The following is a 23192-nucleotide window of genomic DNA, read 5'->3' on the forward strand; positions in this document are numbered from 1 at the left end:
GTCAGACCCCGCGCAGGGCGCGGATGGACTCGCGCAGCGAGCCGAGCGTGGCGAAGACCGCGGTCGGCTCGTATCCGCAGTGCGCCATGCAGTTGGCGCACCGGGGGTCCCGTCCGCGCCCGTAGGCGTCCCAGTCCGTCTCCTCCACCAGCTCCCGGTAGGTCTTCGCGTAGCCGTCCGACATGAGATAGCAGGGCCGCTGCCAGCCGAACAACGAGTACGACGGGATGGCCCAGGCCGTACAGGGGAAGTCGGTCTTCCCCTCCAGGAAGTCCAGGAAGAGAGGTGAGTGGTTGAAGCGCCACCTCTTCCGGTTGCCGTCGGCGAAGGCCTTGCGGAACAGCTCCCGCGTCTCCCGCACGCCGAGGAAGCAGTCCTGGTCGGGCGCCTTCTCGTACGCGTACCCCGGGGAGATCATCATCTGGTCGACGCCGAGGTCGTCGTTGAGGTAGTCGAGCACCTCGATGACCGTCCGCGGGCTGTCGGTGTTGAAGAAGGTGGTGTTGGTCGTGACGCGGAACCCGCGCCGGCGGCACTCGCGCACCGCGGCGACCGCCTCGTCGAAGACGCCCTCCTTGCACACGGACTCGTCGTGCCGTTCGCGCAGCCCGTCGATGTGGACGGTCCAGGCGAAGTACGGCGACGGCTCGAACTCGTCGATCTTGCGCGGGATGAGCAGCGCGTTGGTGCACAGGAAGACATACCGGCGCCGGGCCGTCAGCGCCCGCACCATCTCCCCGATCTGCGGGTGCATGAGCGGCTCCCCGCCGGCGATGGACACCATCGGGGCGCCGCACTCCTCCACGGCCGCGACGGCCTGCTCGACCGGCATGCGCCGCTTCAGCACGTCGGCGGGGTGCTGGATCTTGCCGCAACCGGCGCACTTCAGGTTGCAGGCGAACAGCGGCTCCAGTTCGAGCAGCAGCGGGAACCGCGCCCGCCGGCGCAGCCTCTGGCGGAGGATGTAGCCGCTCACCCGCAGGCTCTGGCGTATGGGCATGGGCATCAGGGACCGGCCTCCTTCCGGTTCTGCGGACAGGTCTCCCGGGCGGCCCACCGGACGAGGACGGGACCGATCCGGCCGAGCGTGATCCGCGCCGACAGCGCGCCGCGCAGCGCCGCGAGACTCGGCAGCGGCGCCCCGGGGGCGTCCACGATGACCCGCAGGGCGGCGAACGGGCGCGGACCGGCCGCCTCGGCCAGCGGGGCGCTCTCCATGTCGACGGCCCTGGCCCCCTGGCGGGCCAGCCGCCCCCGGGTGACGCCGCCGACGATCCTGGCGCTGGTCACCAGCGGGCCGGTGCCCGCGGGCAGCCCGGCGCGGGCCAGCTCGCTTTCGAGGAACGCCGCGGAGGGACAGGGCCAGCTGCGGTTCCCGCACCGGACCTCGGTCGCCACCAACACGTCGCCCGGCCGCAGCGTCGCGTCGACCGCGCCCCCGAAGCCGGTGACGGCGAGGGCCGTCCAGGGCGGCAGGCGTGCGGCGGCGCGGGCGGCCCGCTCCGGTCCCATGCCGGTGCGGAACACGACCGGCGGCTCCGTGAGCCCGGCGAGCCCGTTGACCCCGGCGACCCCGGCGAGCCCGGTGAGCCCGCGCAGGCCCCTGCGCACGGCACGCGCCTCGACCCCGAGCGCGGTGCAGATGACCAGCGCGGTCACGGCCCCGCCTCCCCAGGCGGTGACACAGGCGGTGACACAAGCGGCGACGCGAGTGGTGACACGGGTGGGCTCAGATAGCGGCCGAGGGCGCTGACCGGGAAGACCAGCCGGTACAGGTGATAGTTGATGTAGAAGTCGCCGGGGAACCCCGTGCCGGTGTAGTGAGGCTCGTCCCAGGTGCCGTCGGGGCGCTGACGCTCCACCAGCCACTGCACGCCGCGTTCGACGGCGGGGGTGTGGCCGTCCGCCGCCAGCAGCCCGATGACGGCCCAGGCCGTCTGGGAGGCGGTCGACGCGCCCCGTCCGATCCAGGCGGGGTCGCGGTAGGAGCGCATGTCCTCGCCCCAGCCGCCGTCGTCGTTCTGGTGCGCGTCCAGCCACGCCACCGCGCGCCGTACGCAGGCGGCGTCGCGGCGCACCCCGGCGGCGACGAGAGCGGGCAGCACCGCGCCGGTGCCGTACACGTGGTTGGCGCCCCACCGGCCGAACCACGAGCCGTCCGCCTCCTGGGCCCGCAGCAGCCACAGGACGGCCCGCCGTGCGACCCGCGAACGCGCCTGGCCCGCCGCGGCGAGCGCCTCGACGACGTGCGCGGTGACGTCGGCGGTCGGCGGGTCGATGACGGCGCCGAAGTCGCAGAACGGCAGCTTTGCGCACAGCGTCCGCGTGTTGTCGGCGTCGAACGCGGCGAAGCCGCCGTCCCGGCACGCCATGCCCGCCATCCAGCGCAGCCCCCGCTCGATCGCGGGCGCCGCCTCCGGCAGGCCGGCGCGGAGCAGGGCGAGCAGCACCTCCGCGGTGTCGTCGGTGTCGGGATAATCGTCGTTGTCGAACTCGAAGGCCCACCCGCCCGCAGGCAGCCCCGGCCGCCGGACCGCCCAGTCGCCCGGCCCCCGGATCTCCTCGTCAAGCAGCCACCCGGCCGCGCCCGCGACGGCGGGATGGCCGGCCGGCAGGCCGGCGTCGAGCAGGGCCGTGACGGCGAGCGCGGTGTCCCACACGGGCGACTGGCACGCCTCCAGCCGGCGGACGCCGCCCTCCCGGACGGTGAACCGCTCGAGCCCGTCGAGCCCGCGGCGAATGACCGGGTGGTCGAGACCGTATCCGCGCAGATGAAGGGCGATCAGCGAGTAGACCCACGGCGGCTGGATGCCGCCCCACGAGCCGTCGGCCTCCTGGCGGGCCACGACCCAGTCGGCGGCCCGGCGCAGCGCGGCCTCCCGCAGGCCGCGGACCGGCCGCCGCGCATACCGGTGCAGCGCCCGGTCGAGCAGACCGAAGGCCACATCCCATCCGTCCCTCGTCCGGGCCAGGGGCGGGCGCCCGGTCCGGAGCTCGGCCAGGTCGAACGGGAGCGGCCGGACCGGCCGGTACGCGCTCACGATCGTGAGCGGCACGATCGTCTGCCGGGCCCAGCAGGCCCAGTCGTACACGTTCAACGGGAACCACGACGGCAGGAGGACCAGCTCCGGCGGCATGACCGGGAGGTCGTCCCAGGGCCACTGCCCGAACAGGGCCAGCCACACGCGGGTGAAGACCCGGGTTGCCTCGACGCCCCCGGCTTCACGCGCGTAGGCGGCCGCGGCCCGCATGTGCGGGGCGTCCGGCGGATCGCCGGCGAGCCGCAGCGCCGTGTACGCCTCCACGGTGGTGGACAGGTCGGGCGGCCCGTCGTGGAAGTTCGCCCAGGTGCCGTCGTCACGCTGCTGGGAACGGATCCACCGCGCGGCCCCCGCGGTGTCGGCGGCCGTCCGGACGCCCAGGAACTCGCGCAGGAGGAGGTCTTCCGCGTCCATGGTGACGTTGGTCTGCAGCTCGCCCTTCCACCACCCCTCGGGCGACCGCAGCCCCAGCAGGTGGTCGCGGGCGGCGGTCAGCGCGGCCGCCACGTCCTCGCGAGCCGGGGCGCCGCCGGATCGGGCGGATCGGGGGTGCGCGGCTGTTCCCGCGGCCGAACCCGTGCCCGTGCTCGTGCCCGTGCTCGTGCCCGCCACGGTCTTCGCGACCGTGCCGCTGACCGCCCGGGCCGCCGTGCCCGAGGTGCGGGGCGTCACGACGCCACCTCCGTGCCCTCAGCGCCCTCAGCGCCCCGCGCGTCGCCGGCGGTGAAAGAGCCGGAGAGGGCGTGGGGGAGGGTGTCGAGGTGGCGGCGGGTCAGACGGGCTGCCTCCAGCCCGCTGCGCACCGCCCCCTCCATCGTGTCGGGCCATCCCGTGTCGGTCCACGCGCCGGCGAGGTGGAGCCAGGGCCACCGGGTGGCCGGTCCGGGGCGGAGCGCCCCGCTGCCCGGCCCCTGCCGGAACGTCGCCCGACGTTCCCTGGTCACGAAGAAGTCCCTCACCTGCGCTCCTCTCGCGGCGGGCAGGAGCCTGGCCAGCTCGGGCAGGAAGACGTCGCGCACCTCCGCGGTGGGGACGTCGATCCAGCGGCCCGCGGCCGACACCGAGACCGCGAGGTACTGACCACGCGTCAGCCCTCCCGGCGCGCTCCTGTCGAAGATCCACTGAACGGGTGAGCCGGCCACCGCCGCGAACGGCGAGCACATGACGGGCCGGTCGAAGACGACGTGCACGTTGACGATCGGGCTGGCGCCGAGACCCCGCCACCGGTCCCGGTCGGGCGCGGCCTCCACGGGGACGAGCCTGGCCGCCTGCTGGTGCGGGGTGGCGACGACGACGGCCGACGCGGCGACCCGGGTGCCGTCCACGATGACGGATGGACCGGGGCCGACCGCCTGGACCTTGGCCGACAGCGCGACCCGGCCGCCGGCCTTCTCGATCGCGGCGAGCGCCGCCGAGCCGTGGAGCTCACCGAGCGGCGCCGCGGGGACGCCGATGTCGGCCGCGTCCGCCCGCCCGAACAGGGCGGTCGTGAAGACCATGGCCGCGGGTCCGAGCGACGCCTCGTCGGCGCCGATGTTGAGCGCCGCCACCGCGAACAGGTCCCACAGGGCGTCCCTGGCGGCGGCACGCTGCCCGTGAGCCGCCAGCCAGTCGCCCAGGCGGATCCCGTCCAGGGCCGGATCGCCCGGGTCGAGCCGGCGCATCGCGAGCGCGGCCCACATGGCGCCCGCACGGTCGGCCGGGGACATCAGGGAGTAGGCCGCGAGCGTGGGCAGCAGGTGCAGCGGCCCGGGCAGGCGAGCCCGGCGCAGCCGCCCGCGCCTGCCCTCCGGGGTCAGCACCCGCACGTCGAAGCGGTCCTGCAGCAGCACGCGGTCCGCCGTGCCGAGGCGGCGCAGCAGCCCGAGATAGGCGGTGCAGCAGCGCAGGAACACGTGCTGCCCGTTGTCGGCGACCAGGCCGCCGCGGTCGAACGAGCAGGTCGCGCCGCCGAGCCGCGGCCGGGCCTCGTACAGCGTCACCGGGACGCCCGCCTCGCCCAGGGCGAGCGCGGCGGCGATCCCGGCGAGCCCGCCGCCCACCACGGCGACGGGCGGCCGGGCGGGGCCCGCCGCGCGGGCCGTCACCGGCCCGCCCCCGCGACGGCGCACGCCGCCGCCACCGCCTTCACCCAGGGGGCAAGCGAGGCGCGTCCCGACAGCGCGCCCAGCGGGTCGGCCGCGATCCGCGCGAGCAGCCGGCGGTAGATGCCGGCCATCGCGGCGGTGCAGGCGGCGCTGCGCCGGTCGAGCATGCCCACCAGGCACATCCCCTCGGCGTACCAGTCGAGCGTGCGGCCCGCCTCGAACCTGACCAGCCGCGTCAGACGCTCCGGCGGGTCGGTGAACCTGCCCCGGGCGTCGAGGCCGAGGGTGCAGCCGAAGCGCCGCAGGTCCTCGGCGGGCAGATAGATCCGCCCGGCGGCGCGGTCCTCCACCAGGTCGCGCAGGATGTTCGTGAGCTGGAGCGCCACCCCGAGGGAGTCGGCCAGCCGATCGGGCCGTCCGTGACCGGCGCCGTCCAGACCGTTCAGACCGTCCAAACCGTGCAGGCCGTTCAGGCCGTCGGGCCTGTTCATGGTGCTCAGGCCGTTCAGGCCGTGCGTGCCGCGCATGCGGCCCGGGCCGTGCGGGCCGCCCTGAGAGGCGGCGCAGCCGAACACGCCGAGCGACAGCCGCCCGATCGATCCCGCGACGTTCCTGCAGTACGCCAGCAGGTCGTCGAAGCATTCGTACGTCGCCCCGGCGACGTCCGCGGTGCAACCGTCGATGAGCTCGTCGAAGGCGGCCAGCGGGATGGGATAGCGGGCCGCGGCGTCGTGCAGCGCCACCAGCACGGGGTCGCCGGTGCGCGGCGGCGTCTCGTGCAGCCGCGCCCGGGCGCGCGCGAGGGCCGCCAGCCGCTCCTCGGCCGAACCGGCGCCGTCGCCGATGTCGTCGATGCGCCTGGCGAACGCGTAGACGGCGCTGAGCGCCCGCCGCTTGGGCGGCGGCAGCAGCCGGATGCCGTAGGCGAAGTTCCGCGCCCGGACGCGGACGACCCACTCGCAGTGCCGATATGCCTCCGACACGTTCACCCGCTCACCTCCCTCTCGTGAGGATCAGCACCCACTCGGCCAGCAGGCGCGCGGGCCGCGGGCGCAGCCGCCGGCGCAACACGTCGTACCGGCCGCGGGAGAGCGCCGCCATGGTCGCCCGGCCGCCGGCCAGATAGCCCGACACGGCCGTGCGGGCGAAGCCGTCCAGCGTGCCGACCAGCGGGGCGCCCTGGTCGAGGAGCCGTGCGGCGCGGGCGGCCTGGAGGGCCACCACCCGGCGCAGCCGGACCGGGGTCGCCGGGCCCGCGAGATCGGCGTCCGCGCAGCCGAACCTGCGCAGGTCCGCGCCCGGCAGGTAGATCCGCCCGCGCGCGTGGTCCTCGCCCACGTCCTGGCAGTGCTCGATCACCTGCAGGGCCGAGCAGATCCGGTCCGACAGCTCCTGGCGCGCGGGGGTGGCGGCGTCGAAGACGTGCAGCACGATCCGGCCGACCGGGTTGGCGGACAACTCGCAGTAGGAGAGGAGGTCGGTGAACGTCTCGTACCGGGTGACCGTCTGGTCCTGCCGGTTGGCCCGCACCAGGCGGCGGAACGGTTCGGCGGGGATGGAGCACGCGGCGACGGTGGGGGCGAGCGCCCTGACGACGGGCAGGCGCGGGGCGGCGCCCGCGTAGAGGCGGTCCAGATCGGCGTCCACGGCGTCGAGCAGGGCGGGCCGGTCCGCGGGCTCCGCCTCGTCGCCGACGTCGTCGACGTAGCGGGCGTAGCCGTACACGGCGAGGAGGTGGCGGCGGACGGGGCGGGGGAGCAGCCGTGACGCGACCGGGAAGTTCTCCCGGCGAGCCCGTGCCGCGCCGAGATCGTCCGAACTGTGCGCCAGGGCGCCTCCCCGGGAGAGCATGCCTGGAGAATGTCCTTCGCAAGTAGCTACAAAACGTGACATAACGGACGGTGGCCGGGGGGTGGCAAAGAGCGGGGAAACGCGGCGGCCCAGTCCCGGCAACGGCCCCGCTGGCGGGGCAAAGGTCTGGCGAAGATGGGGGCCCGCGCCCGCTCGCCGTACCTCCGCGCCGTCCACGAGGGCCGGGCGGAGGGTAAAGGTTGCCGCCAAGCCCTGCCCGGTCCGTCCCGGTGGCCGGGGAAGAACCCGGGTAGAACTCCCGCCCGTGAAGCGTGACGCGGCGAGAGAACTCGGGGCCGCCGGCGCGGGACCGGCGAGTGCCTAGCGCGCGGCGTGCTCGCCCAGCGGCCCGACCCGCAGGCCCGCGCGCCGGCAGAGGTCCACGACGGGGGCGAGGGCGCCCAGCGCCGAGCGCCACGAACCGGGGGCGGAGGTGTGATCGCAGTCGTGCAGCAGCAGCGTCGCGCCGCCGCGCAGACCGGGAGCCAGGGTGGCCATGACGGACTCCGGTGTCGCGCGGGCCGTCCAGTCCCGGCCCCACGCCGTCCAGAGCACCGGGCGCAGCCCGTGCCGCCGGGCCGCGAACAGCGTCTCCGCGCTGAGCACCCCGTACGGCGGCCGGTACCAGACGGGACGGAGCCCGGTGACCGCGCGCACGAGCCGGGCGGCCCGCCCCACCTCGGCCGTGACCCGGCCGGGCGGGGCGAGCAGGGCGTTGCCGTGACCCCAGCCGTGCACGGCCACCTCGTGGCCCGCGAGCACCACGTCGCGGCCCACCTCCGGATGGCGCTCCAGCATCTCGCCCAGCAGGAAGAACGTCGCCCGGCAGCCGAGCCGGTCGAGCTCGTCGAGGAACAGCGGGGTCGAGCGGGGGTCGGGCCCGTCGTCGAACGTCAGGGCGACATGGCCCGGCGCGCCCAGCCCGGCCAGGCGGGGCAGGCGCCGGCGCACGACGGGCAGCCACGCGGCTCCCGGCCCCGCGTGCAGCAGGGCGGCGGCGAGCGCGAACGGCGCCAGGACACCGGTCATGACCTCCAGTGTCCGACAGGGGGCCGGAGGTGACCTCGCCCGGGGTCCCGCGGGTGCTCATCCTCAGCGCCGGGATGGGAGCCGGGCACGACGGCGTGGCCGCCGAGCTCGCCCGCCGCCTTGCCGCACGAGGGGTCGTGACGGACACGGCCGACGTGCTCGACCTGCTGCCCCTGCGCCTGGGCGCGGCGCTGCGCCGCGGCTACCGCTGGGCGGTCGGAAACGCGCCCTGGCTGTACGAGTTGGTCTACCGGGTCTTCTTCGTCTCCCGGCACCCCCCGCCGGCCTCGCCGCTGACCCTGGTAGTGGCCGCCCGGCTGGAACGGCTGGTGCGGCGCGCGCGTCCGGCCGCGGTCGTCTCGACCTTCCACGTGGCGGCGCAGGCGGCCGGGCACCTGCGGGCGAAGGGACGGCTCGGGGCGCCGAGCGTCGTGGTCGTCACCGACTTCGCGGCCCACCGGCTGTGGCTCCACCCGGGCAACGACGCGTACCTGTGCTCCGACGAGGCGACCGCCGCGTACGTCGCGGAGGCCACCGGCCGTCCGGCCCGCCCGCACGCCCCGCTCGTACGGCCGGAGTTCGCCGCGGCGAGACGGGCCGCGTCCGGGTCCCGTGAACACGGCCGCCGGGTGATCATCTCGGCGGGGTCGTGGGGCGTGGGCCGGGTGGAGGAGGCGGCCCGGGTCCTCGCCGCGACGGGCCGGTATGTGCCCGTGGTGCTCTGCGGCGGCAACGAACGGCTCCGCCGCCGGTTGCGGAGCGCGGTGGGGCCGGGGCTCGCCCTCGGCTGGCGCGACGACGTGCCAGGCCTGCTCGCCTCCGCCTACGCCCTGGTGGACAACGCGGCCGGGCTGACGTGCAAGGAGGCGTTCGCGGCCGGGGTGCCGGTGATCTCCTACCGGCCCATTCCCGGCCACGGCAGGGACGGGGCCCTCGCGATGGCGCGGGCCGGGCTCGGCCGCTACGCCCGCGGCCCGGCCGAACTGGTCGAGGCCCTCGACGAACTCGGCGAACTCGGCGAACTCGACAGGCCGGGCGGGCTGAACGGGCTTGACGCGCTCGGCGAGCTCGACCGGCCGGGCGGGCTTGACAGGCTTGACGGGTGGCGCGGCGGGCCGGGCGCGACCGGCAGGGCCGCGCTGCTCGCCCGGGCCGACGCCCTGTTCCTCGCTCCGCAGGCCGAGGACCTGCTCCCGCTCGGGCCGGGCACGGCGTGAGTCCCGCCCATGAGTCCCGCCCCCGGAAGGGCGGGTCGTCCTGCCTCGGCCGTCAACCCTCGGCCGTCAACCCTCGGCCGTCAACCCTCGGCCGTCATGACGGGGACGTCGCGCCGCAACGGGGCCGACCGCGACAGGAGCACACTGCCGTAGAGGATCAGCCCGAGCCCGGCCAGTTCGAGCAGGATCCACGGCCCGGTGCGGATGTCCTCGCCGAACAGGACGACGCCGTACGCCGTGCTGGCGACCGGGTCGGTCACGGTCAGCGCCGGCTGCACCGCGACGAGCGGCCCGCTCTGCAGCGCGTTCTGGAGCAGGAACAGGCTGCACAGGCCTGCCGCCACCATGCCGTACACCGACCAGGTGACCGGGAGCGCGGACAGGTCGTTGTACTCCAGCACCCGCGTCGCCCGCTTCATCAGCACCGCCGTGTACGCGAAGGCGAGCCCCGCGCAGACGCCCAGCAGCACCGCCCGCGCGGCGCCGCCCATGCCCACCGCCACCACGGCGAGCGACGTGATCACCGCCCCCGTCACGCCCGCGGACACGAGCCATCCGGCCAGTCCGGGAATCCGGTCGCCCGGAGAGGGGGACGCCGCCGCGAGGAAGGAGGCGAGGCCGGCGGTCACCATGCCGATGGCGATCCAGGAAACCAGGTCGATCCGCGTCCGGAACATCCGCGCCGCGAGGAGCATCGTGATGGGGAGCTCCGCGACGAGGAGGGGCTGCACCAGGGCGAGCCCGCCGCGGGTCAGCGCGGCCGCCTGGAACAGGAATCCGGCGATGAGGGCCCCGATGCCGCCGAGCCACCACGGGTTGCGGGCGAGGTCCCAGATGAGGGCCGCCCGGAAGGCGTAGCTCGGCGGGGCGGTGCGCGCGGCCCGCCGCTGCAGCACCGACGCGACGGCGTTGGCGGCGGCGGCGGACACCGCGAGTGGCACCTCGAACAGCAGCACGGTCGGGCCTCACTTTCGCGCCGGGCTGTCTCCGGTATCGTCACCGTCCCCGGCGATGACGTATCCATGTCTGATCGGCCGCGCTGCGTAGTGCTTTATCGTCCTAATACCAAACGAATAGCTGTTTATTGGTTTTTTGTCAGAAAAAGATCTCAATTCAGGGTACGGGCGGTTTGTCCATCTCGACTATCGCGAAAGGCGGAACGAGAAATGGTGCGACCGACCGGCCTGGCTGGCCATCCCGACGTCGTAGAACTGCGGGAGACCTATGATCGCGCGGGATCGACCGCGCCCGCGCAGATAATGGAGGGACTCACCTTCCTGGCGGGGCTCTACCTCGCCATCTCGCCGTGGGTCATCGGGTTCCACCCGTCGACGTCCCTCACCGTCAACAACCTGATCGTCGGTCTCGCCGTCGCCGCGCTCGCTCTGGGATGTGCGTCCGCCTTCGGCCGCACGTACGGCGTGAGCTGGGTGCTGCCCCTGCTCGGTGTCTGGTCGATCATCTCGCCCTGGGTCGTCCGCGGAGCGCCGGGCACCCCGGGCGCGGTCTGGAACAACGTCGGAGCCGGGATCCTGATCCTGCTGTTCGGCGCGGGGGCGCTCGCCTCGGCGTACTTCTTCCGCCGGCACGAGCGCGGAGAGCGGGCCGGTCACCGGCTCGGCACCTGGTAACAGCACGCCCCTGAGGGGGCGGGTGGCGGGTCAGCGGGCCACGGGGCGCCGCACGTACCTGGCCCGGGCGGAGAGGTCGGCGGGCTCGGACCCCGGGCCCGGCCGGCCCTTGTACGTCCGGGCGGCCAGGACGGCGCCGGCCACGCAGCCCGTCACGAGGGCGGCGGCCGTGGCCAGACCGGTGCGTCCCGTCTCGGCGGTGCCCGCGCGCACCGCCGACCCGCGCCAGGCCCGCAGCCAGGCCGCCTCGGCCAGCGCGTCCAGCAGGTACGTCGGACGGATCCGGCCCATGGGCACGTAGGTGAGGTCGACGGCCAGCAGCGTGGCGGCCGTGGCCATGCCGATCCTGCGGGCGTGCTGGACGCCCTCGGGAGTGGAGGCCGCCCGGAGCTGGGTCCAGCCCACTCCCACCAGCAGCCCGGCGACGGTGCGCTCCAGCCACCGATCGGCCTTCTGGCCGAAGACCGTCTCGAAGCTCGGGCGGTGCATCAGCGGCCACAGCCCACCGGCGATGTTGAAGAGCCCATGGGCGCGGGCCAGAGCCACGGCGCCCCTGCCGTCCTGGGTTTCCATAGGCGGTCGATGCCCCCGGCCGATTCCGGCAAAACCCCCATCGGGAGCCGCCCTTTTCCACCCCGCCCCGGCTGACCTGCCGATATCCGGCCCCCGGCCGGACCGGCGTCGCCCGCCCGCGATCGGTGGCTTGACAGTGACCGCCCGGCCGCGACACGCTCTCCCGTGCGGAGAGCGCTCTCCGACGGGCTCCCGGTGGCCCCAGGTCGCCGCCACGACCAGAAGGAGAACCGCCACATGCAGCCGCTGCCCGCCGACGGTCCTGATCTCGCGGCCTTCGGGGATGAGTTCGTCTGGGGTGTGGCCACGGCGGCCTACCAGATCGAGGGCGCCGCCGACGAGGACGGCCGCCTGCCCTCCATCTGGGACACCTTCTGCCGGGTCCCCGGTGCGGTCGCCAACGGCGACACCGGCGACGTGGCCTGCGACCACTACCACCGCTGGCGCGCGGACGTCGACCTGATGACCGGCCTCGGCGTGGACGCGTACCGCTTCTCGGTCGCCTGGCCGCGGGTGATCCCCACCGGCTCCGGGCCCGTCAATCCGAAGGGCCTCGCCTTCTACGACCGGCTCGTGGACGGGCTGCTCGAAGCCGGCATCCGCCCGTTCCTCACCCTCTATCACTGGGACCTCCCGCAGGCGCTGCAGGACCGCGGCGGCTGGCCGGAGCGCGACACCGCGTACCGGTTCGCCGAGTACGCGGAGGCCGTGGCCGCGGCGCTGGGCGACCGCGTCACCGACTGGACCACGCTCAACGAGCCGCTGTGCTCCTCCTGGATCGGTCACCTCGACGGGACGATGGCTCCGGGGCTGCGCGACCTGGAGGCGGCCGTGCGCACCTCCTGCCACCTGCACCTGGGCCACGGTCTCGCCACCCAGGCCATCCGGGCGGCGGCGCGGCTGACGCCGTCGGTCGGCATCGTCAACAACCTCAGCCCGTGCGAGCCGGCCGGCGATCGCGACGAGGACGTGGCGGCCGCCCGCCGTCTCGACGGGCACGTCAACCGATGGTGGATGGACCCGGTGACCGGCCGCGGCTACCCCGATGACATGGTGAGCGTGTACGGCGTCGATCTCCCGCTGCGCGACGGCGACCTGGAGACGATCGCCCAGCCGCTCGACTACCTCGGGCTCAACTACTACTTCCGGCAGATCGCGGCCGACGACCCGGACGGCCCGGCGCCGTACGCGCGGCAGGTGCCCGTGCCGGACGCGCCCACCACCGCGATGGGCTGGGAGGTCCACGCGGCCGGCCTGGAGCAACTGCTGCTCCGCCTGACCTCGGAGTACGGGGCCCGGCGGATCTACGTGACCGAGAACGGCTCGGCCTGGCCCGACACGGCCGGCCCGGACGGCGCGGTGGACGACCCCGAGCGCACGGCCTACCTGGAGGGCCACGTCGCCGCGTGCGCGCGGGCGATCCGCCGCGGCGCCCCCCTGGCCGGATACTTCGCCTGGTCGCTGATGGACAACTTCGAGTGGGCGTACGGATACGACAAGCGGTTCGGCCTCGTCCGGGTCGACTACGAGACGCAGGAGCGGACCGTCAAGGCCAGCGGCCGCCGGTACGCCGAGCTGATCCGGGCGAGCAGGAGCCCGCGGGTGTCCTGACCGGCCCCGCGTGACGGGCCCGGGCCCGTCACGCGGACCCCCGGACCACCAGGGTGGGACGGAAGACGCGCGAGGTCGCCTCCAGGCCCGGATCGTCGACGTGGGCGAGCAGCAGCCGGGCCATCTCGGCCGCCATCTCCTCCATGGGCTGCCGCACGGTGGTCAGCGGAGGCAGGCACTGGGCGGCCGCGGGGGCGTCGTCGAAGCCGACCACCGCCACGTCCTCGGGCACCCGCAGGCCCCGGTCGCGCAGCGCGCGCAGGGCCCCCTCGGCCATCAGGTCGTTGGCCGCGAACACCCCGTCGAGGCCGGGATGGTCCGCGATCAGCCGGCGCATCGCCGACTCTCCGCCCGTGACGCTGAAGTCGCCCTCGGCGTCGGGCACGTACGGGTGCCCGCTCCTGGCCATGGCCTCCCGGAAGCCCGACAGCCGGTCCTGGCTCGCGGGCAGTCCGGGCGGTCCGGAGATCGTGGCCACCCGGCGGCGTCCGCGCTCCACGAGGCGGCCGGCGGCCAGCGCCGCGCCCAGCCGCTGGTCCAGGTCCACGTAGCTGATCGGGACGGGCCGCGCGGGCCGTCCCCACAACACCGCCGGCACGCCGGCGGCCGCGAGCAGCCCCGGCAGCGGGTCCTCACCGTGGGCCGACACGACGAGCGCGCCGTCGGCGCTGCCCTGCCGGATGAAGGCGATCACCTCGTCGCGTGCCTCGGGCGTCTCGGCCAGCATCAGCACCGGGTGGACGGCCCGGGGACGCAGGAAGCCCAGGATCCCGCCGGCGACCCGGCCGAAGAACGGGTCGGCGAAGACACGCGCCTCGGACGGCCGTTCGTCGCCCGCTCCCGAGACGACCAGCGCGACCGCTCCCGCCCGCCGGGTGACGAGCGACCGGGCGGCCCTGTTGGGGACGTAGCCGACCGTGGCGACGGCCCGGTTGACCGCCTCCTGGATCTCCGGCGCCACGTTGCGGATCCCGTTGATCACCCGGGAGACGGTGGCCCGGGAGACTCCGGCCACCCGCGCCACGTCCTCCAGAGTGGGGGAGCCCGGGAGATCGGTGCTCATGCCGCCCATTAATACCACGCGCTATAACATGCGCTATTACAGCGGGAGAGCGCTCTCCGAGAACTGTCGTGCCGCCGCGGGCCCGGGTCCCCGGCGGCCCAGCCGCTCCAGCGGAAGGAAGGCGGTCAGGCAGATCACGTGCGGCAGGAAGTGGATCGTGATCGTCGCCCAGGTGATCAGATGGAAGCCGAGAAAGAACGCCACCCCGGCGTACAGCCACCGGCCGCGCAGGAGAAACAGGACCGGTGAGGCCGTCTCGGCGAGCAGGATCCCCCACTGGGCGAACCAGAGCAGGTTCGGCACGCCCGCGAAGAAGACGCCGAGGAAGGTGCCCCGCCGGCTGACGGCCCAGGCGAAGGTGGCGCCGTTCGGCCACTCCCAGCCGCCCCACCGGATCTTGGCGTAGGCCGACAGGAAGTACGTCGCCACCACCGCGACCTGGACGCAGCGCACCGCCCAGCCGGCGGCCTGCCTCCCGCCTCCGGGGGTGACCGTGGGCAGCACCCACAGGGCCGTGATCAGCGCCAGGTGGTCGTGGTCGACCTTGCCGTACGACATGGCCAGCAGGGCCCAGTAGAGATATCCCGCCGCCACGGTGTATCCGGCGGCACGCGGCAGCCGTCCCGCGGCGGCCGTCAGAGCCGCGACCACGACCACGGCGAAGAGCGCCGGCACCAGCACCGGCCCCGCCCCGGGCAGGTGGAGCAGCCGCGCCAGCAACACCGGCTGGTAGGCGGAGGCCGTCTGCGTGTGGCCGAGCACGCTGCCGGTGAAGAGGAGCATGTCGAGCGGCAGGAAGAGATAGACGATCCGCCGGAGCACGGTCACCCGCCGCGGGTCGGCCGGGGCGAACCACCAGCGGGTCAGCGCACCACCCATGACACCCGCTCCTGTGCGTACGTGCGGTCGGGGACCCTGTTCCGGAGCGTGACGACCTTCGTCATCACGTGCAGCGCCGTGAGCCGCGGATCATGGGGGCGCAGGCGCGCGTGCGCCTCGGCGAGCTGCTGCAGCAGCTCGGGCCGCCGGATGAAGCGGCCGAGCTGGCCCTCCAGCTCGGCCCGCCGGATGCCGACGTACTGCGGCTCGATCGGCACCTCGACGCGTGCCCCGGCGGCCGTGTCGGCCTCCAGGAAGAGCGAGTGGATCTCGCCGTCGGGCGGGATGCTGAAGGCATACTGGACCATTGGGCCCAGCGGGAAGAGATCGTCGTCGCCGGCCACCGTGCCGTAGCCGAGCACCGCGAGAGCGGCCCCCGTGGCGGCCAGCCGCCACACCCGCCCGCCCCGTGCCAGGGTCGTCGTGCCGTCGGACCCGTTCATGATCGGGAACGTAGCACCGGAAACCGCGCGGGTGAGGACTTATGACGAAACGGTGTCGGCCGCGGACGCGGCCGCGCAGGTGACGGCGGGTGATCTAACGGGAAATGCCGCAGACCTCATGCCGCTGACCACGCCGCGGGCCATTCCACCGGCCACGTTCCCGGCCATTCCACCGGTCACGCCGCCGGCCCCGCCCGACGCCCGCCCGGCGGGATGTGGTTGGGTCGTGGCCGTGTTCGTCGAGTCGCTGGGGCTGATCGGTGCCGGGATCCTGGCCGGGGTGGCCGGGACCGTGGTGAGCGTCGCCTCGCTCGTGTCATATCCGGCGCTGCTGGCCTTCGGGCTGCCCCCGCTGACCGCGAACGTCACCAACACGGTCGCCCTGCTGTTCACCGGTCTGGGGGCGGCCGCCGGATCCCGGCCGGAACTGGCCGGTCAGGCGCGCCTCGTCGGGCGGCTGGGACTGGTGACGGCGGCGGGCGGCGCCACCGGGGCGGTGCTGCTGCTGGTCACGCCGTCCGAGGCCTTCGGGGCGATCGCCCCGTGGCTCATCGGGGCCGCCTCGCTGCTCCTTCTCCGGCCGCTCAGGCTCGGCCGGCCGGGGCTCGGCGGTGGCGCCGGCGGTGGCCTCGCTGGGGACATCGGCGGCGGCATGGGTTTCGCCCTGCGCGCGGCCCTCTTCCTCACCGCCGTCTACCTCGGATATTTCGGGGCCGCGGGCGGCATCCTGATGTTCGCCGTCCTCACCGCCGTCCTCGACCAGGTGCCCGCCCGCGTCAACGCGGTCAAGAACGTGGTGACGGCCGCCGCCAACGGCGTCGCCGCCGTTGAGCTGGCCCTGTTCGGGCCGGTCCGGTGGTCGGCGGCCGTACCGCTCGCCGTGGGCTTCCTGGTGGGCGGCTGGGTCGGCCCCGCGGTCGCCCGGCGGCTGCCGGGCGCGTCGCTGCGGGTGCTGGCGGCGGTCTGCGGGGCGGCGCTCGCGATCAAGCTCGGGATCGACGCCTACGGCGGCTGACCGCGCCCGGCGACCTCAGACGCAATCAGCCGGAGAGCCGATCCGAACCGGTGGACGCGGGGAGAGCCGGGAACCGAGAGGGTCCTACCGCCGGTCGGCCACTTCGGCGTGCCGGGCGCGGAGCCGTTCTCTGATCTCCTCCGGCGTGTAGGCACGCCTGCGGCGCTCCGCCCGGGCGATCACCACACCTGTCGCCGCGACCCCGGCGAAAGCCGCCAGGCCCAGTACTTTCCACCAGCGCATGTGCCTAGGCTACTGGCGTGCCCGATACACGGATAAGTCTTGACGAAGCCATCGAGCTCAGCCGGACCGGCGATGTGTGGGTCTTCCGAGGGCGTTCCATCCCAGACCGGGCCATTCAGGTCACGACGAACAGTCCCGTCAACCACGTCGGCATGGCGGTCGTCATCGAGGACCTGCCCCCGCTCATGTGGCACGCCGAGCTGGGACGGTCTCTGCCCGACCTGTGGTCGGGCACCCATCAGCGCGGCGTCCAGCTGCACGATCTGCGCGACGCGGTGTGCGTCTGGGCCGGCCGGTACGGCCAGCGGGCGTGGCTGCGCCAGCTGGAGCCGCCCGCGAGCGCGGAGATGGAGAACGCCGCCCTGCGCGCGATCGCCCGGCTCGACGGGACGCCGTTCCCCTCGACGGCCCGGCTGGCGGGCCGGTGGCTGCGCGGGCGGCTGCCCGCCCTGCGCCGCGGCGGGTACGACTCGGCCCTGGAGACCGCCTACTGCGCGGAGGTCGTGGCCGTCACCTACGAGGCGATGGGCCTGCTGCCGCCCGGCCGCCGGCCCAACTGGTACGACCCCGGCCGGTTCTGGAGCGGCGACGATCTGGACCTGTCCGGCGGCGCCAGGCTGGGCGGGGAGATCGCCGTGGACATCCCTGTTCGGGAGGGGAGTCGGGGGGAGTAAGGCCGCACGGAAAGAATTTCACCGGCTCGTCAACCTTCCGCGCAAGCGGCGCGTCAGGTGTAGGCACCGTTCGTCGAGACGCGGAGGGCACCACCCCATGCCTACTCCTGAGATCAGAAACGAAGGTTTCACCGGGCACCGGAGCCGCCAGGCCCACGACGTGCTCGACGCCCTGCGCCGGCAGGGCCCGGAGGCGGTGCAGGAGGAGACACTCCGGATGAAGGCGGAGTTCGTGCGGCTGTACGGCTGGGAGGGGTACCAGCGGGTCATGGCCAAGATGGAGAGCGACCTGGCGCGGCTACTCGGGCCGCGCTGACGCCCGGCGCAGGGCCCGCCCGGCGGCCGCCGGGAGCTGAAAGTTGCACGTGCCGGGAGCGTGAGGGCGCAGTTCAGCGGGCCGTGGCCGGCGGTCGTCCTTGACCGGGCCGCGGCCGGGCCGCGACCATCGCCGGGTTCGGAGCAGGACCTGACCGCAGGGAGCCCCATGTCCGGCCACGCACCCTTCACCTGGAGCCGCGCCCGGCTGTTCGCCGTCGTCGCCGTGCTGCTGTCCGCCTGGCTCGCCTCGGGTGGGCTCCCGGCCGCCGCGGTCGCCGACCCGCCCGCGCCCGTCACCGGCAACGCCACCTACTTCGACGCGCTTGGCTCGCCGTACGGCGGCTGTGGCCTGCCGCAGTCGGAGATCGACTCGCAGGACTTCGTCGCGCTCAACGTGTACGACACGCCCGGCGACTACTCGTTCTATCCACGACCGCTGACCGGGGCGAACGCCTCGAAGACCGGCATGTGGAACAACGGGCTCAACTGCGGCCGGTACGTGAAGGTGACCATCGCCGACTACTGCACGGGCGTCAACGACGGCGCGGCCGGGCAGGCGTTCTGCCGCAACGGCGCGTGGACGCAGGACGCCTACAACGGGGCGACCCTGACCATGCTGGTCGCCGACAGCTGCGGCGACACGAACGCCTGGTGCCGGGACGACCGCTACCACCTCGACCTGTCCAAGCCGTCGCTCAACCAGTTCGTCAAGAACGGCGCCCCGGTCGGCGACATGTACCCGAACCACTGGAACAACCGGCATATCACCTGGTCGTTCGTCCCGGCCCCCGACTACTCGGGTGACATCAGGATCGGCTTCATGCAGGGCGCCCAGGCCTACTGGCCCGCCATCGCCGTCTCCCACCTCGCCAACGGCATCCACGGGGTCGAGTACTACGCGGACGGCTCCTGGCGGCCGGCCCAGATGAACGGCGACATGGGCCAGTCGTACATCATCGGCGGGACCACCTCCGGCTCCACCCAGTTCCAGATCCGCGTCAAGGACGTCACCGACACGCTGATCAACGGCGGCCGGGTCTACAGCTTCTCGCTGCCCGGCTCGTGCGGCTCGCGCTGCTCCGCCGCCTACACGGGGGCGGCCTACACCACCAGCGGCGGATCCGGCCCGTCCCCGTCGGCGTCCCCCTCGGTGTCGCCGTCGGTGTCTCCCTCCGCCTCCCCGTCGCCCTCCGCGAGCCCGTCCACCAGTCCCGGTACGGGCCCCTGCCAGGTCACCTACCGGGTGACGAACTCCTGGCAGGGAGGCTTCACGGCCGACGTGACCGTGAAGAACACCGGCACGACGACCTGGAACCCGTGGAAGATCAGCTGGACGATGCCCTCCGGGGTGGCTCTGAACAGCGCGTGGAACGCGGGCGTCAGCATCAGCGGCTCACGGTGGACGGCGACCGCGCCCTCCTGGGGCTCGAGCCTCGCGCCCGGCGCGTCGGCGACCTTCGGCCTCCAGGCGTCCGGCCCCTCCGACCCGGGCCCGTCCGGCTTCACCTGTTCCTGACACGGCGGCCGGCGGGGCGGGCGACACGGCGGGGGCGAGAGGGGCCGCCGGCGGCACGCCGGTAGCATTCGATCACCTCGACCGAGGGCGGCCGGACGCGATCCGCGACTCGCCCGACGACCGGCCACTCCAGGAGCGACGATGTCACGACCTCAGACCGGCACGCCCACGTCCGGTGACCTGGTGATCGGCGGATACACGCCGGACACCGATGGCTCCGGGCCCGGTCTGACCGTCGTGCGCGCCGACCCGTCCGGTGGGCTGGCGCCGGTGGCGGAGGCCCCGGCGTCCGGCCCGTCGTTCGTGGTCGAGCACCCCGAGCTGCCCCTGCTGTACGCCGTGCTTGAGCGGCCCGACGGCGGCGTGGCGGTCTTCGCCGAGGAGCCCGGCGGGCCGCGGCGGCTGGCCGAGCGTCCCAGCGGCGGCTCCTTCCCGTGTCACGTCGCGATCGACCCCGATGCGGAGTGGCTGGCGGTCGCCAACTACGGCGACGGCACGGTGGCCGCCTACCGGCTGGACGACGACGGGATGCTCGCGCCGGATCCGCTGCTGTTCCGCAACGAGGGCTCCGGGCCGGACCCGGAGCGGCAGCGGGGGCCGCACGCCCACCAGGCCGTCTTCGGGCCGGACCGGGTGCTCCACGTGACCGACCTCGGCACCGACGAGATGCGCCGCTTCCTGCCGGGCATGGTCCCGCACCCCGAAGGACCGGTACGGCTCGCGCCGGGCAGCGGCCCTCGGCACTTCGTCCACCATCAGGAGCACTGGTACGTCACCGGGGAGCTGGACGGCACGGTCCGCGTCTACGACGAGGACTGGCGGGAGGTGGGCGGCACGGCGGCCAGCGAGAGCGGGGAGCACAACCTGCCCTCCCACATCGCGGTGTCGGCCGACGGCCGCCACCTCTACGTCGGCAACCGGGGCCCGGACACGGTGACGGTCTTCGCTCCGGACGGTCCCCGGCTGGAGCGGGTCGCGGAGGTGCCGAGCGGCGGCCACTGGCCGCGCCACTTCGCCGTGACCCCGGACCGGCTGTATGTGGCCGAGCAGCGGTCCGACGAGGTGACGGCGCTCGACCTCGTCGACGGTCTCCCGCGGGCGGGCGTGCGCGCGATGGGGGTCGGCAGCCCCTCGTGCGTGCTCGTCCGGAGCCGTGCGACGGCCACCGGGGACGAGGGCCCGGTCTGACGGCCGGGTCTGACGGCCGGGCTTGACCGGGGCGCTAGGAGATGAGGCCGACGCCGCCCACGATCCACACCCGCTGGGCGCGGGCGGTGCTCTCGGTACGGCCGGCCCGCCACTGGCGGATGTAGACGAGGCCGGGGTCGACGAGGCTGGTCCCCTCGAAGAAGCGCAGCACGTCGTCCCGGTTCCTGACGTGGTCGACCCGCGGCGTTATCTGCCGGAACAGCTCGATGACGGGGGCGGCCAGCTCGGGACGCGAGTCGAAGACGGCGTGCCCGATCGCCAGGTGACTCCCCGGAGCCAGGCGGTCGCGCAGGTAGGCCACGCACTTGTACGGCTCGTCCGCGTCCGGGACGTACTGCAGCCGGGCCGGGATCAGCAGCCCCACCGGCCGGCTGAGGTCGATGAGCCGGAGGGTCTCGGGGTCGGAGAGGATCTCGGCCGGGCGCAGCAGGTTGCCCCGCACCACCCCCGTGTCGGGATTGGTGGCGAGGACGGCCCGCGCATGTGTCAGCACCACCGGGTCGTCGTCCACGTACACGACCCGGGCGCCGGGATGAAGCTCCTGGGCCACCTCGTGCGTGTTGCGCTGCGTGGGCAGCCCCGACGCGATGTTGAGGAACTGTGTCACGCCCCGCTCGACGAGGAAGCGGATGACGCGTTCGATGAACAGCCGGGTGTCGACCGCCATGGTCTTGACCTCGGGGGCCATGGCGAGGAGCCGTTCGGCGAACTCCCGGTCGGCGGAGAAGTTGTCCTTCCCGCCGAGGAGGTAGTCGCTCATCCTGGCGATGTTGGCCGTGCGCGTGTCGAAGCCCGCCACGCCGCGCCGGTCGCTGCCGCTCAAACCCAGGCTCCTTGCCTTCGTCCCTGCAGACGATTATTGCCCAACCATCCCCACAGATATGGGGAAAGAGGGCGATCTGGTGCGTCTTGTGTGGAATGTCAGTCCCACCAGAAGGACCAGGCGTTGCGGCCGAGGAGCTGATCGGCGTACCCGGCCAGCGTTCCCGGCCCCTGCAGGATGCTCTCGGGGCAGAACGTCCAGTGCTCGGCCGCCACGTGCAGCGCGTGGGCGGGCGTCGCCGGGGGCGCGGCCACGCTGAGGTCGAGCGTGTTGAAGCCCATGCCGACGACGCGGACGCCGAAGCGCTCCTCCCAGCTCCGCACCACCGCCGCGAGCGGCACGGCCCACTCGTTGTGGTGCAGCGCCCCCTGCCAGCCGACCGCGACGAGCGCGTCCGCCCCCCGGCGCACGGCCGCGAGCCCGAGGGGGGTGACGCGCTCGGCCACCACGTCGGCGTACCAGTCGGCGACCTCGTCGGGGTCGGCGACCGGGACCCCGGGCTCGGCTGGGCCGGGGCAGGAGGCGCCGAACGGCGCGAGCTCCTCCTCCCGGCCCAGGAGAAGGTCCCGCCAGGCCTCGGCCATGAATCCCGCGGCCGAGTAGTGGTCGATCTCGTCAACCGAGTCGGGCGCGATCTGCCCGGCCGACCACGGCTGGACGCCGTCCTCCAGCAGCAACGGCCACAACCCCGACCGGGGGTGATCCCGCCGCAGCCGGCTCCACAGGCCGGCGGGCACCGGGGCGTCGCTCAGCCACAGGGACGGATGGCGGTGGGTGCGGAACCGGTCGTAGTCGGGGTCGGGCCACACAAGTGATCCGGACGGGAGCTCGACCGACAGCGTCCGCCCGTCGCCGTCGTCGCCGAACAGCAGCTCCAGTCCCGTGGGAAGCCGCCGATGCTCGTGAACCGACATGCGTAAATAATGTCGGACCCGGTCACGCCGCGTCCCGCCAGGGCGATCTCTGATATTGGCGAAAGCCGCCACTTCGGTGGCCTCCGCGTCGTACAGCCCGGGCATGGACAGAGCCCTAGATCCGGGCGAGCATGGATCAGTGGGCGATTGACGGGGAGATTCGCATTGACCCAGATCGTGCTCGCACCGGACGGCAGACGGCTCGCGGTGGAGGAGCGTGGGAAACCGGGCGGACGGCCGGTATTCCTGTTGCACGGCACTCCGGGGAGCAGGTTGGGCCCCTCACCGAGGGCCACCGTGCTCTACCGGCTCGGGATCCGGCTGATCAGCTTCGACCGGCCCGGTTACGGCTGCTCCGACCGGATGAAGGGCCGCGCGGTGGCCGACGTGGCCGCCGACGTGGCGGCGATCGCCGACGCGCTCGGCGTGTGCCGGTTCGCGGTGGTGGGCAGGTCGGGTGGGGCGCCGCACGCGCTCGCCTGCGCGGCGCTGCTGCCCGACCGGCTGACCCGGGCCGCGGCTCTCGTCGGCCTCGCCCCGCGCGGCGCCGAGGGGCTCGACTGGTTCGAGGGAATGGCCGAGTCGAACGTCGTGGAGTACCGCTTCGCCCAGGCCGCCCGCCGCGCCGTGGCCTCGCGGCTGGCATCCGCGGCCGAGCAGATCAGGGCCGACCCCGCCAGCAAGGTGGTCGGCCTGTCCCAGCAGGTGCCCGAGTCGGACCGCCGGGTCGTCGCCGACCACGGCATCCGCCGGATGCTCGTGCGCACCTTCGCGGAGGGGCTGCGCGACTCGGCCGACGGCTGGGTCGACGACGTCCTCGCCTTCTGCGGCGAATGGGGCTTCGACCCGGCGGCGATCGGGACGCCGACCCTGCTGTGGCACGGGGAGAACGACATCTTCTCCCCGGTGAGCCACACGCGGTGGCTGGGCGAGCGGATCCCCACCGCCACGCTCAAGGTGGAGCGGGGCAAGGCCCACTTCGGCGCCTTCGACGTCCTGCCGAAGGTGATCCTGTGGCTGGTCCGGGGCGACCGATAGCGGCTCTGACCAGGCCG

General features: G+C 74.1%; 24 protein-coding genes. 9 read left to right on the forward strand and 15 right to left on the reverse strand.

The window, feature by feature from the left end:
- Window position 1: 1 nt before the first annotated feature.
- From hpnH to JOL79_RS09440, 7 genes are all read right to left on the reverse strand, one after another.
- The gene (gene hpnH, locus JOL79_RS09410) at window positions 2-1006 is read right to left on the reverse strand and encodes an adenosyl-hopene transferase HpnH (RefSeq protein ID WP_210155333.1); all 1005 of its coding nucleotides are present in this window, start codon (window positions 1004-1006) and stop codon (window positions 2-4) included.
- A complete protein-coding gene (locus JOL79_RS09415; protein WP_210155334.1) occupies window positions 1006-1659 on the reverse strand; it encodes a phosphorylase family protein in 654 nt (217 codons plus the stop codon). Before JOL79_RS09415 ends, hpnH begins: the two co-directional genes overlap by 1 nt.
- On the reverse strand, window positions 1656-3713 hold the full coding sequence (gene shc, locus JOL79_RS09420) for a squalene--hopene cyclase (protein ID WP_307848431.1): 2058 nt from the start codon (window positions 3711-3713) through the stop codon (window positions 1656-1658). The genes JOL79_RS09415 and shc overlap by 4 nt, the downstream gene beginning before the upstream one ends.
- Window positions 3710-5152, reverse strand: coding sequence for a hydroxysqualene dehydroxylase HpnE (hpnE, locus tag JOL79_RS09425; protein WP_307848432.1), 1443 nt, complete (start codon window positions 5150-5152; stop codon window positions 3710-3712). The genes shc and hpnE overlap by 4 nt, the downstream gene beginning before the upstream one ends.
- Window positions 5125-6117, reverse strand: a complete 993-nt coding sequence (locus JOL79_RS09430) for a phytoene/squalene synthase family protein (RefSeq protein WP_210155335.1) — start codon at window positions 6115-6117, stop codon at window positions 5125-5127. Before JOL79_RS09430 ends, hpnE begins: the two co-directional genes overlap by 28 nt.
- A 4-nt stretch (window positions 6118-6121) precedes the next feature.
- Window positions 6122-6979 (reverse strand): squalene synthase HpnC, encoded by an 858-nt coding sequence (gene hpnC, locus JOL79_RS09435; RefSeq protein ID WP_210155336.1) that lies wholly within the window; start codon window positions 6977-6979, stop codon window positions 6122-6124.
- Between the two features lie 321 nt (window positions 6980-7300).
- Window positions 7301-8008 (reverse strand): polysaccharide deacetylase family protein, encoded by a 708-nt coding sequence (locus JOL79_RS09440; protein ID WP_210155337.1) that lies wholly within the window; start codon window positions 8006-8008, stop codon window positions 7301-7303.
- Window positions 8009-8037: 29 nt separating this feature from the next.
- On the opposite strand from JOL79_RS09440, the gene JOL79_RS09445 reads away from it, so the two are divergent.
- On the forward strand, window positions 8038-9225 hold the full coding sequence (locus tag JOL79_RS09445; RefSeq protein WP_307848433.1) for an MGDG synthase family glycosyltransferase: 1188 nt from the start codon (window positions 8038-8040) through the stop codon (window positions 9223-9225).
- Between the two features lie 80 nt (window positions 9226-9305).
- Here the strand turns inward: JOL79_RS09445 and JOL79_RS09450 are convergent, their stop codons facing one another.
- Complete coding sequence (locus tag JOL79_RS09450) at window positions 9306-10181, reverse strand: DMT family transporter (RefSeq protein ID WP_210155338.1); 876 nt, start codon at window positions 10179-10181, stop codon at window positions 9306-9308.
- A 210-nt stretch (window positions 10182-10391) separates the two neighbouring features.
- On the opposite strand from JOL79_RS09450, the gene JOL79_RS09455 reads away from it, so the two are divergent.
- On the forward strand, window positions 10392-10856 hold the full coding sequence (locus JOL79_RS09455) for an SPW repeat protein (protein WP_210155339.1): 465 nt from the start codon (window positions 10392-10394) through the stop codon (window positions 10854-10856).
- A gap of 30 nt (window positions 10857-10886) precedes the next feature.
- Here the strand turns inward: JOL79_RS09455 and JOL79_RS09460 are convergent, their stop codons facing one another.
- The gene (locus JOL79_RS09460; protein WP_210155340.1) at window positions 10887-11429 is read right to left on the reverse strand and encodes a hypothetical protein; all 543 of its coding nucleotides are present in this window, start codon (window positions 11427-11429) and stop codon (window positions 10887-10889) included.
- Window positions 11430-11666: 237 nt separating this feature from the next.
- On the opposite strand from JOL79_RS09460, the gene JOL79_RS09465 reads away from it, so the two are divergent.
- Window positions 11667-13040, forward strand: coding sequence for a GH1 family beta-glucosidase (locus JOL79_RS09465; protein WP_210155341.1), 1374 nt, complete (start codon window positions 11667-11669; stop codon window positions 13038-13040).
- A 28-nt stretch (window positions 13041-13068) separates the two neighbouring features.
- Here JOL79_RS09465 and JOL79_RS09470 read toward each other — a convergent pair whose 3' ends face one another.
- From JOL79_RS09470 to JOL79_RS09480, 3 genes are read right to left on the reverse strand one after another with little or no spacing between them, the layout of a single operon-like run.
- Window positions 13069-14103, reverse strand: a complete 1035-nt coding sequence (locus JOL79_RS09470) for a LacI family DNA-binding transcriptional regulator (RefSeq protein ID WP_210155342.1) — start codon at window positions 14101-14103, stop codon at window positions 13069-13071.
- A 36-nt stretch (window positions 14104-14139) separates the two neighbouring features.
- Window positions 14140-14982: an HTTM domain-containing protein gene (locus JOL79_RS09475; RefSeq protein ID WP_210155343.1), complete on the reverse strand. Its 843-nt coding sequence runs from the start codon at window positions 14980-14982 to the stop codon at window positions 14140-14142.
- On the reverse strand, window positions 14967-15425 hold the full coding sequence (locus tag JOL79_RS09480; protein WP_210155344.1) for a hypothetical protein: 459 nt from the start codon (window positions 15423-15425) through the stop codon (window positions 14967-14969). Before JOL79_RS09480 ends, JOL79_RS09475 begins: the two co-directional genes overlap by 16 nt.
- Before the next feature lie 52 nt (window positions 15426-15477).
- On the opposite strand from JOL79_RS09480, the gene JOL79_RS09485 reads away from it, so the two are divergent.
- On the forward strand, window positions 15478-16440 hold the full coding sequence (locus JOL79_RS09485; protein WP_307848434.1) for a sulfite exporter TauE/SafE family protein: 963 nt from the start codon (window positions 15478-15480) through the stop codon (window positions 16438-16440).
- An 84-nt stretch (window positions 16441-16524) separates the two neighbouring features.
- On the opposite strand, the gene JOL79_RS09490 is transcribed toward JOL79_RS09485, so the two are convergent.
- Window positions 16525-16683 (reverse strand): hypothetical protein, encoded by a 159-nt coding sequence (locus JOL79_RS09490; protein ID WP_210155345.1) that lies wholly within the window; start codon window positions 16681-16683, stop codon window positions 16525-16527.
- A 32-nt stretch (window positions 16684-16715) separates the two neighbouring features.
- Here JOL79_RS09490 and JOL79_RS09495 point away from each other — a divergent pair, with 32 nt between their 5' ends.
- From JOL79_RS09495 to JOL79_RS09510, 4 genes are all read left to right on the forward strand, one after another.
- Window positions 16716-17357 (forward strand): hypothetical protein, encoded by a 642-nt coding sequence (locus JOL79_RS09495; RefSeq protein WP_210155572.1) that lies wholly within the window; start codon window positions 16716-16718, stop codon window positions 17355-17357.
- A gap of 97 nt (window positions 17358-17454) precedes the next feature.
- Entirely contained in the window at window positions 17455-17673 is a 219-nt protein-coding gene (locus JOL79_RS09500; RefSeq protein ID WP_210155346.1) for a hypothetical protein, read from the forward strand.
- A 168-nt stretch (window positions 17674-17841) separates the two neighbouring features.
- Window positions 17842-19191, forward strand: coding sequence for a cellulose binding domain-containing protein (locus JOL79_RS09505; protein WP_210155347.1), 1350 nt, complete (start codon window positions 17842-17844; stop codon window positions 19189-19191).
- Window positions 19192-19332: 141 nt separating this feature from the next.
- Window positions 19333-20379, forward strand: coding sequence for a lactonase family protein (locus tag JOL79_RS09510; protein ID WP_210155348.1), 1047 nt, complete (start codon window positions 19333-19335; stop codon window positions 20377-20379).
- 34 nt (window positions 20380-20413) lie between these two features.
- Here JOL79_RS09510 and JOL79_RS09515 read toward each other — a convergent pair whose 3' ends face one another.
- Both JOL79_RS09515 and JOL79_RS09520 read right to left on the reverse strand, forming a co-directional pair.
- Window positions 20414-21223: an SAM-dependent methyltransferase gene (locus tag JOL79_RS09515; protein ID WP_210155349.1), complete on the reverse strand. Its 810-nt coding sequence runs from the start codon at window positions 21221-21223 to the stop codon at window positions 20414-20416.
- 98 nt (window positions 21224-21321) lie between these two features.
- Window positions 21322-22137 (reverse strand): DUF4253 domain-containing protein, encoded by an 816-nt coding sequence (locus tag JOL79_RS09520; protein ID WP_210155350.1) that lies wholly within the window; start codon window positions 22135-22137, stop codon window positions 21322-21324.
- A gap of 165 nt (window positions 22138-22302) precedes the next feature.
- Between JOL79_RS09520 and JOL79_RS09525 the strand changes: the two genes are divergently transcribed.
- On the forward strand, window positions 22303-23175 hold the full coding sequence (locus JOL79_RS09525; RefSeq protein WP_210155351.1) for an alpha/beta fold hydrolase: 873 nt from the start codon (window positions 22303-22305) through the stop codon (window positions 23173-23175).
- The last annotated feature ends 17 nt before the right edge of the window (window positions 23176-23192 follow it).

It is taken from the genome of Microbispora oryzae, assembly GCF_017896165.1.
Lineage (GTDB): Bacteria > Actinomycetota > Actinomycetes > Streptosporangiales > Streptosporangiaceae > Microbispora > Microbispora oryzae.